At 68.2% G+C, this 9,402-nt stretch carries 6 protein-coding genes; 3 read left to right on the forward strand and 3 right to left on the reverse strand.

Translation table 11 applies throughout. From position 1 onward, the window contains the following. Positions 1–109: 109 nt before the first annotated feature. Together V7067_RS12625 and argE are read right to left on the reverse strand one after the other, a co-directional pair. Entirely contained in the window at positions 110–2,290 is a 2,181-nt protein-coding gene (locus V7067_RS12625) for an anthranilate synthase component I (RefSeq protein WP_334176257.1), read from the reverse strand. A 255-nt stretch (positions 2,291–2,545) separates the two neighbouring features. Beyond that, positions 2,546–3,742 (reverse strand): acetylornithine deacetylase, encoded by a 1,197-nt coding sequence (gene argE / locus V7067_RS12630; RefSeq protein WP_334176258.1) that lies wholly within the window; start codon positions 3,740–3,742, stop codon positions 2,546–2,548. A 317-nt stretch (positions 3,743–4,059) separates the two neighbouring features. On the opposite strand from argE, the gene V7067_RS12635 reads away from it, so the two are divergent. Then, positions 4,060–5,235: a cyclic nucleotide-gated ion channel gene (locus tag V7067_RS12635; RefSeq protein WP_334176259.1), complete on the forward strand. Its 1,176-nt coding sequence runs from the start codon at positions 4,060–4,062 to the stop codon at positions 5,233–5,235. Between the two features lie 176 nt (positions 5,236–5,411). Here the strand turns inward: V7067_RS12635 and V7067_RS12640 are convergent, their stop codons facing one another. Then, the gene (locus V7067_RS12640; RefSeq protein WP_334176260.1) at positions 5,412–6,629 is read right to left on the reverse strand and encodes an NADP-dependent isocitrate dehydrogenase; all 1,218 of its coding nucleotides are present in this window, start codon (positions 6,627–6,629) and stop codon (positions 5,412–5,414) included. 267 nt (positions 6,630–6,896) lie between these two features. Here V7067_RS12640 and V7067_RS12645 point away from each other — a divergent pair, with 267 nt between their 5' ends. Continuing rightward, a complete protein-coding gene (locus V7067_RS12645) occupies positions 6,897–7,781 on the forward strand; it encodes an RNA methyltransferase (protein WP_334176261.1) in 885 nt (294 codons plus the stop codon). Positions 7,782–8,205: 424 nt separating this feature from the next. Beyond that, positions 8,206–9,138, forward strand: a complete 933-nt coding sequence (gene murI / locus V7067_RS12650; RefSeq protein ID WP_334176262.1) for a glutamate racemase — start codon at positions 8,206–8,208, stop codon at positions 9,136–9,138. Positions 9,139–9,402: the final 264 nt, after the last annotated feature.

Consider the following 9,402-nt stretch of genomic DNA (forward strand, 5'->3'; position numbering starts at 1 on the left):
CGGCCTGAAATTGCCGGCCTGAGGCAGTCGGCGGGATGCTTGCCGGCGCCACGGCCCGGACGGAATAGAAGAACGGCCCCGGAGCGATCCGGGGCCGTTTTCGCGTGGGTTATTCCGCGTCCGCCTTCTGGCGCGCATAGAGGCTGGAAAGCGCGTTGCGCACGATGGTCATGCCCGCATCGCCGGCCAGCGTCATGATCGATTCCGGGTGGAACTGCACCGCCGCAATCGGCTCGCTGACATGTTCGATGGCCATCACCACACCGTCGTCGGTGGTGGCGGTGACCTTCAGTTCTGCCGGCAGGCAGGTGGTATCGGCAATCAGCGAGTGATAACGGCCAACGGTGAACTCCGCCGGCAGGCCGGCGAACAGGTGGCCGGGCTCGCTGACGTGGATCACCGACGGCTTGCCGTGCATCGGCAGCGCGAGCTGGTCGAGCCGGCCGCCGAAATATTCCGTCAGGGCCTGCAGGCCGAGGCAGACGCCGAAAATCGGCAGGCCGCGGGCCCGTGCGCGGGCGATGGTGCCCGAGCAGTCGAAATCCGACGGCCGGCCGGGGCCGGGCGACATCACCACAAGGTCGGGGGCGACGCGGTCGAAGGCGTCGTCCAGCACCGGCACGCGCAGCGTCGTCACCTCCGCGCCGGTGCGGCGGAAATAGTCGGCGAGCGTGTGGACGAACGAATCCTCGTGGTCCACCAGCAGGATGCGGCGGTGCGTGCGGGCCTGCTCGGCCGCAGGGGCGGCCGCCTCGCGCAGCGGCTGGCCGGCCTCGCGGATGGCAGCCAGCATGGCGCTGGCCTTCAGCTCGGTCTCGCGCTCCTCGTCCATCGGCACGGAATCGAACAGCACCGTGGCACCGGCCCGCACTTCGGCAATGCCGTTCTTGATGCGCACGGTGCGCAGCGTCAGCCCGGTGTTGAGATCGCCGTTGAAGTGCACGATGCCGATGGCGCCGCCGTACCACGCCCGCGGGCTCTTCTCGTGCTCTTCCACGAAGCGCATCGCCCACTTCTTGGGGGCGCCGGTCACCGTCACCGCCCACGCATGGGAGAGGAAGGCGTCGAGGGCATCCATGCCGTCGCGCAGCAGGCCTTCGATGTGATCGACCGTGTGGATGAGGCGCGAGTACATCTCGATCTGGCGGCGGCCCAGAACGCGCACCGTGCCGGCCTCGCAGACGCGCGCCTTGTCGTTGCGGTCCACGTCCGAGCACATCGTCAGCTCGGCCTCGTCCTTCCGGGAGTTGAGCAGCTTGCGGATCTGCGCCTCATCCTCGATGGCATCGCGGCCGCGGGCGATGGTGCCGGAGATCGGGCAGGTTTCCACCCGGCGGCCGGCGGTGACGCGCACGAACATTTCCGGCGAGGCGCCCACCAGCCATTCGGCATTGCCGAGGTTCATGAAGAAGCCGTAGGGAGCCGGGTTGGTGGCCGCAAGCCGCCGGCTGATGGCCGAGGGCGAGGCCACGCAGCGCTCGGTAAAGGTCTGGCCCGGAACCACCTCGAACAGGTCGCCGCGGCGGAAATAGTCCAGCGCCCTGGCAACGGTCTGCGCATATTCGCCCGGCACATGATCGCCGCGCGAAACGGCGATATCGGCGGCCCGGAACGGCGCCTTCGCACCGTCGCGCGGCAGGCCGGCGGTGGAAGCCCCGCCGCTGCCGAAATCGTACTCATAGACCGTGGCGCGGCGCGCATAGTGATCGACGATCAGGATCTGGTCGGGCAGGTAGAGCACCAGATCGCGCTGGTCGGCCGGCCGCTCCAGCTTCAGCGGCAGCGGCTCGAACTGGAAGGCGAGGTCGTAGCCGAAGGCACCGGCGAGGCCGAGGTGCGGGTCCTCGTCGGCACCGAACAGTGCCACCAGCTCGCGCACGGCGGTGAACACGGTCGGCTGGCGGGAGCGCTCTTCCTCGGTGAAGCTGCCTTCCGGCTCGGCGACGCGGATGGTGAGGTGGCCGGCATCGCCGGCGGTGCGCACCAGCACCGGATTGGCGGTCAGCGCCTTTTCGATGGCCGGCAGCAGCACCCGCCCGCGGGCGTTGAGGGCGGTGACCGTCACCTGCCGCCCCTGCGCCTCCACGACGAGCGGCGGATTGACGAAGGCGATGTCCCAGCGGGTATAGCGGCCGGGAAACTCGTAGGACGAGGAGAAAACCGCGCCGCGCTCGCTGTCGAGCCGCTCGACATAGCTGCCGATGGCGCCCTGATAGGCGATGTCGCGCGCGGCGCGCGTAACCCGGATGCCGCCGCGGGTGACATAGTGAAGTTCGGCCGTGCCGCCCATTCCGTCTTTCTCCTGAAATCTGCATCCGCCGGTCGGGCGGGCGGCTGAAAACGAAAACAGGGCCGCCCGGTTATCCCGTAAGCGGCCCTGTTTTCGTCTTCACATGGGTCTGAAATCCGATGCGCACGAAGGCAAGCCCGCCCTTAGAGGACGCGCCACCACCAGTTCGTGCGGATCATGCGGATATTCATCATGACCGGAATCCTTATGCGCAACCGCGCCTGATTGCAATGGCCGGATTGAGGGCCCCGCGGCTCAGGCCTCGCAATGGGCGATGAGGCGGGCGAGGAAGGCCATGCAGCGGTCGAGTTCGCTGACGACGATGAACTCATCCGGCTTGTGGGCCTGCTCGATGTTGCCCGGCCCCACGACCACGGTCGGAATGTCGATGCCGGCGAAGAGGCCGGCTTCCGTGCCGTAGGCGACCTTGGCCAGATCGTTGCGGCCGGCAAGGCGCATGGCAAGCTGCGTCACCGGCGCATCCCCGGCGGTGTCGAGGCCCGGAATGCCGGAGACATATTCGAAGCGGATGCCGGCCCGGGGGGCGATGGCCTTCATTTCCGGTTCCAGCACGTCGCGCGCATAGGCCTCGATCGCGCCGAAGACCGCATCGCTGTCGACATGGGGCAGCAGGCGGAATTCAAATACCGCGCTGGCCCGGTCCGGCACGATGTTGACCGCCGTGCCGCCCTCGATGACGCCGGTGTGGGTGGTGGAAACCGGGATATCGTACATCGGGTCGCTGTCGCCCTGCGCCATGCGGCGGCCGAGATCGCGGATGAACACCACGAGGCGGGCGAGATATTCCACCGCGTTCACCCCTTCCGGGGCGAGCGAGGAATGGCAGGCGTGGCCGGTGACGACGATGCGGTAGCTGCGCTTGGACTTGTGCGCCACCACCACCTGCATTTCCGTCGGCTCGCCGACGAAGCAGGCGAGCGGGCGCACCGATTCGTGCTGCAGCTCTTCGATGAGGCCGCGCACGCCGGTGCAGCCGACCTCCTCGTCATAGGAGAAGGCGAGGTGGATCGGCCGCTTCAGGCGGGCCATCGTCATCGCCGGAACGGCGGCAAGGCAGCAGGCAAGAAAGCCCTTCATGTCCGCCGCCCCGCGCCCCACCACGGTCGCGCCGTCGCGGGTGAGGGTAAAGGGCGGGCTGGTCCAGTCCTGTCCGTCCACCGGCACCACGTCGGTGTGGCCGGAAAGGATGTAGCCGGGCTGGTCGGCCGGGCCGATGGTGGCCCACAGATTGGCCTTGTCGCCCGCGGGGTCGTAGACGCGGCGCGAGGCCACACCGTGCCGCGCCAGTTCGTCCTCCACCCAGGCGATCAGCGCCAGATTGGAATTGCGGCTGGTGGTGTCGAACGCCACCAGCCGTTCCAGAATGGGCAGAACGAGCGTGTGGGCGGCGAACGACGGCCGGGCGGACGGGGGCTGGCTGATTGGGGCCATGAGCGGGCAGGTCCTCTGCTTGCCGCGCCGGACGGGCAGGCGGGCGGGGCAGGGCCCGGCCGGCGTCAGCGCATTAGGGCGCGGTAACCGCGTTTGCGCAAGCCGGGGGGACGATGCCGGTGTGGGCAAAAGCCGTGTTCCGCCAGCCTTGACGCCGGCCCGCCGCCGGCGACACAGTACCGCCGCGACGTTCACACCCGCGTGAGCGACCGAGATCAGAAAGCCTCAGCGCCGCTCTGAAGGCTGCTTCCGTCCTGCAAGGGGAAGGGCGGGGGGCCGCGGCGCATCGGCAACGGGGTGCCGCAGTGGCCGAAGCAATGCGCAAAGCCCCGGCCCGGTTCAGCCGGCGCCGGTTTTATCAGATACTTGAAGGCGACGACAGCCGCGACTGGATAGGCCGCCTCGTTCACTATCTGCTGATTACGCTGATTTGCCTCAGCGTGTTCTTCACAATTGTGGAGACCGACCGCCATTTCCGCCACGAATGGCGCGCGCCGCTGGAAATCGGCGCGTTGTTCGTGGTCGTCGTCTTTGCCGTTGAATACGGGCTGCGCATCTGGGTGGCGGTGGACGACCCGCGCCGCAAGCACATGTCGCCGCTCAAGGCCCGCATCGACTATATCCTCAGCTTCGCCGGCATCGTCGATCTCATCGCGATCACGCCGTTCGTGCTGGTCCAGATTCTCGACATGGACCTGAGGGCCTTTGCCTTTCTCCGCCTGCTGCGGTTCCTGAAGCTGCTGCGCTATTCCACCGGCATCATGGCGCTGGCGGAAGCCATCGTCGGCGAGCGGCAGACGCTGCTGGCCTGCCTCGTGGTGCTGATGTCGGTGGTGACGGTTTCCGCAACCGTGATGTACGAGCTGGAGGCGACCGCACAGCCGGAATATTTCGGCTCGATTCCGCTGGCGATGTGGTGGGCCATGGAGACGGTGACCACCGTCGGCTACGGCGATGCGATTCCCACGACCGCCTCGGGGCGGATCATCGGCGGCATCACCATGATCATGGGCCTGATCGTGCTGGCCCTGCCGGTGGCGGTGGTGGCGACGTCGTTCTCGGAGGTGATCCGGCGGCGCGGCTTCGTCGTCAACTGGGCGACGCTGGCGCGCATTCCGCTGTTTGCCGATCTGGAGCCGGCGACGCTGGCCGAGATACTCTCCGTCATCCGGGCGCAGACCTACGATGCCGGCAACCTCGTTCTGCGCATCGGCGACGAGGCGACCAGCCTCTATGTCATTGCCACCGGCGATCTTGAGGTGAGCGAGGACGACAACGTCACGCGCCTCAGCGATGGCGATGCCTTCGGCGGTCCGCTGCGGTTCGGCGGCGAGAGCACGCCGTGCGTGGTGCGCGCCATGACGCGCACCCGCATGCTGGTGGTCCCGCAGCGCGAGCTGACGTCTCTGATGGGCCGCCATCCCGCCTTCTCGGCCCGCGTGCGGCGGATGGAGGCAGAAGCCCCGCCGGCCGCCTCCGCACCGCCGGTGTGATCTGCGGGAACCGGGCGACAAAAGGGCACGGGACGACAAAAGGGACAGGTCGACAAAAGAAACCGGGCGAAACGAAAACGGCCGGCCCGGAGCATGTTCCGGGCCGGCCGTTCTGCATCGGGGTAACGGCTGCCCGCCCGCGAAGGCGGCAGGCAGCGGTCACTGGCCGGTGACGATCACCAGTTGGCCATGCGGGCTTCGAGGTTCTCGGCCACCTTGTCGAGGAAGCCGGTGGTCGACAGCCAGCTCTGGGTGTCGCCGACCAGCAGCGCCAGATCCTTCGTCATGAAGCCGGATTCCACGGTGTCGACGCAGACCTGTTCCAGCGTGTCGGCGAAACGCTTCAGGTCGGCGTTGCCGTCGAGCTTGGCGCGGTGAGCGAGACCGCGGGTCCAGGCGAAGATCGAGGCGATGGAGTTGGTGGAGGTCTCTTCGCCGCGCTGGTGCTGGCGATAGTGACGGGTCACCGTGCCGTGAGCGGCTTCCGCCTCGACGGTCTTGCCATCGGGGGTCATCAGCACCGAGGTCATCAGGCCGAGCGAGCCGAAGCCCTGCGCCACGATGTCGGATTCCACGTCGCCGTCGTAGTTCTTGCAGGCCCACACGTAGCCGCCGGACCACTTCAGCGCCGAGGCGACCATGTCGTCGATCAGGCGATGCTCGTAGTGGATCTTGGCGGCCTCGAAGGCCTCCTTGAACTCGGCCTCGTAGATCTCCTGGAAGATATCCTTGAAGCGGCCGTCATAGGCCTTCAGGATGGTGTTCTTCGTGGAGAGGTAGACCGGGTACTTGCGCTGCAGGCCGTAGTTCAGCGAGGCGCGGGCGAAGTCGCGGATCGAGTCGTCCAGGTTGTACATCGCCATGGCGACGCCCGAACCCGGATAGTTGTAGACTTCCTTCTCGATCTTCGTGCCATCCTCACCGACGAAGGTGATGGTCAGCTTGCCCTTGCCGGGCACCTTGAAGTCCGTCGCGCGATACTGGTCGCCGAAGGCATGACGGCCGACGACGATCGGCTGCGTCCAGCCCGGCACGAGGCGCGGCACGTTCTTGGCGATGATCGGCTCACGGAAAATCACGCCGCCAAGGATGTTGCGGATGGTGCCGTTGGGCGACTTCCACATTTCCTTGAGGTTGAATTCCTTCACGCGGGCTTCATCCGGCGTGATGGTGGCGCACTTCACGCCCACGCCCACGCGCTTGATGGCCTCGGCGGCCTCAACCGTCACCTTGTCGTTGGTGGCGTCGCGGTTTTCGACGCTGAGGTCATAATATTCGAGCGGCACGTCGAGATAAGGATGGATCAGCTTGTCTTTGATGTACTTCCAGATGATCCGGGTCATCTCGTCGCCGTCGAGTTCGACGACAGGATTGGCGACCTTGATCTTAGCCATGGAATGCCTCTCGGTGCATGCGCAGCTGGTGACGGGAGGGGGCCGGGCCAACACCGCCCGGCCGGTCCGGGACCGGACCGATGGATCGTGGTTGCTATAGCACCCGACATGTGCCTCGGCCAAGCGACACAGGCGCCCATATTGCGAGGGCCTCGCGGCAATTTCGCCGCGGCGGCGCACAGGATTGCGGCGGAAGCGATTTCCTTTGCCGGCCGGGCAGACTAAAACGCGGCGGTTCCGCCAACCGAGGCCGCCATGGAGGCCGCCATGACCGATACCGACGCCGCCGCCGAAGCCGCCGGCAGCCCGTTCAGCCACCCCGCCGGCGCCGATTTCGCCGCCCTGCCGCCGCCGGTGGTGGTGCTGGTGGAAACGCAGATGGCCGAGAATATCGGCACCGCCATCAGGGCCATGGCCAATTTCGGCCTGAAGGAACTGCGGCTGGTGAAGCCGCGCGACGGCTGGCCGAACGAGCGCGGCATCGCCGCCGCCTCGCGCTCGGAAGCGGCGCTGTCCTCCATCAGCGTGTGGGACACGCTGGAGGACGCCATTGCCGACTGCGATCTGGTGCTTGCCACCACCCGGCGCGAACGCGACATGATCAAAGAGGTGATCGGGCCCGATGCTGCGGCGGGCCGGGCCATGGCCGCCGGCGCTGCCGGCCGGCGCACGGCGATCCTGTTCGGGCGCGAGCGCATCGGCCTCACCAACGACGAGGTGGTGCTGTGCGATGCCATCGTGACGCTGCCGGTGGACCCGCAGTTCGCCTCGCTCAACATTGCGCAGGCGGTGCTGATTCTGGCCTATGAGTGGCGCCGCGCGATCACCGGCGGCGCGTTGCCGTTCTCCACGTTCGACGGCGGCGAGCCGGCCACCAAGGGCGAACTGATCGGCCTGTTCGCGCATCTGGAAGAGGCGCTGGAGGCGGCCGGTTATTTCCGCTCCGAGGACAAGCGCGCGGTCGCGGTGCGCAGCCTGCGCAACATCTTCGGCCGCACGGCGCTGTCGGGCGGCGAGGTGCGCACCCTGCGTGGCATCGTGGCGGCGCTGGAAGGCCGCCCGACCCGGCCGCACAAGACGAAGGGCCCGGCCACCACGCTGCCGCGCCCGACCCCGGCTGCGGCAGAAGAAGGCGACGACGGCGTGAACTGAGACGGCCCGCCTGCTGCGCGTCAGCTCACTTGCTGCGGCCTGCTCGCGGCCGCTCACTTGCGTCAGTTCACTTGCGCCAGTTCACTTGCGCCAGTTCACTTGCGTCTGGTCGCGTGCGTCAGCTCACTTGCACCTGCCCGATCTTGCCCCTGCCCGATCTTGCGCCTGCCCGATTCCGGCCGCACGGGCGGCGCAGCATCCGCCGCGCCGGCGCTGCGGGGCCGGCGCGGGGCGTTAAGGCCCCGTTCACGTCCGCGGCGCTTGATGGCAGAAACGCCGCGCGGGTGCCGCCGGTGCCCTCCGGTGCCGGCGGGCGAGGCCGGCACCAGATCGGGGTGGTTTCATTTGTCTGCCAACAGTTGCCGCCGTCGCCTGCGGGCCGGCGGCGCAGGCGGGCAGATCGCCTGAGTCGGGATTGCAGCAGATGACATCCGTCGCTTCCGTGATCGACCTTTATGCCGGCCTGCGGGCCGGGCGCGCGGTGCGGCGCCGCGAGACCGCGCCGCTCAGCGGCGGCAATACCGGCGCTGCGCCGGCTGCGCCGGCACCGAAGATTCTGGTGTTCGATTCCGGCGTCGGCGGCCTCACCGTGCAGCGCGAGATCGCCACGCGGCTGCCCGGCGCCCGTTTTCTCTATGTGGCCGACGATGCCGGCTTTCCCTACGGTGCTTGGGAAGAGCAGGCGCTGATCGCCCGCGTGGTGCAGATCATCACCGGTCTCTGCGCCCGCGAACGGCCGGATGCGGTGGTCATCGCCTGCAACACCGCTTCCACGCTGGTGCTGCCGGCGCTGCGCGCCGAACTGACAATTCCCGTGGTGGGCACGGTGCCGGCCATCAAGCCGGCGGTTGCGGCCACGCGATCGGGCCTCGTCAGCGTGCTGGCGACGCCGGGCACCGTTGCGCGCGATTACACGCGCGCCCTCATCAACACCCACGGCCACGGCGCGGAGGTGACGCTGGTCGGCTCGGCCCGTCTGGCCGGGCTGGCGGAGGCGCGGCTGCGCGGCGAGGCGGTGGACGAGGCGGCGGTTCTGGCCGAGATCGCCCCGGCCTTCGTCGACCGCGGCGAGGGGCGGCGCACCGACGTGGTGGTGCTGGCCTGCACGCATTATCCCTTCCTGTCCGATCTGCTGGTGCGCCTTGCCCCCTGGCCGGTGCGCTGGATCGATCCGGCGCCGGCCATTGCCCGCCGGGTGGCCGATGTGCTGCAGCTTGCCCCGGAATCGCCCGCCTTCCGGGCGCCGGAAAGCGATGCCAGCCCGCGTGGCACGGTGCTGTTCACCTCCGGCCGCCAGCCGGAAGGGGCGCTGATGGCCGCTCTTTCCGCCCTGCGCCTCGCCCCCGCGGCGCATTGAGGCGGCAAAAGGCGGCGCCGGCCGCGGCCGGCCCTTGATTTTGCCGCGCTTCCGGGGTAGCACCCGCCATCCGTCCGACGGTTCCGGTGTTCCGGCGCCGCGGGCGTTCACGCTCCCGCGGGACCGGGCGAGCGCTTCGCCTCGTGTTTCTGTCGGCCGCATCCGGCTTTGGCCGCGATGTGTGCAAAGGAGGGCGCGTTTCCCAAAGACTCTTGATTTCAGGAAACTGCGATGAGCAAGCGCCACTCGGCGAAGTTCAAGATC

The organism is Pseudoxanthobacter sp., from assembly GCF_036822375.1.
Classification (GTDB): domain Bacteria; phylum Pseudomonadota; class Alphaproteobacteria; order Rhizobiales; family Segnochrobactraceae; genus Pseudoxanthobacter.

What these genes read in the sequence shown, in the direction of transcription:
- V7067_RS12625 (WP_334176257.1), bottom strand. Translation starts at nt 2,290, where the DNA reads ATGGGCGGCACGGCCGAACTTCACTATGTCACCCGCGGCGGCATCCGG.
- argE (WP_334176258.1), bottom strand. Translation starts at nt 3,742, where the DNA reads ATGGCCCCAATCAGCCAGCCCCCGTCCGCCCGGCCGTCGTTCGCCGCC.
- V7067_RS12635 (WP_334176259.1), top strand. Translation starts at nt 4,060, where the DNA reads ATGCGCAAAGCCCCGGCCCGGTTCAGCCGGCGCCGGTTTTATCAGATA.
- V7067_RS12640 (WP_334176260.1), bottom strand. Translation starts at nt 6,629, where the DNA reads ATGGCTAAGATCAAGGTCGCCAATCCTGTCGTCGAACTCGACGGCGAC.
- V7067_RS12645 (WP_334176261.1), top strand. Translation starts at nt 6,897, where the DNA reads ATGACCGATACCGACGCCGCCGCCGAAGCCGCCGGCAGCCCGTTCAGC.
- murI (WP_334176262.1), top strand. Translation starts at nt 8,206, where the DNA reads ATGACATCCGTCGCTTCCGTGATCGACCTTTATGCCGGCCTGCGGGCC.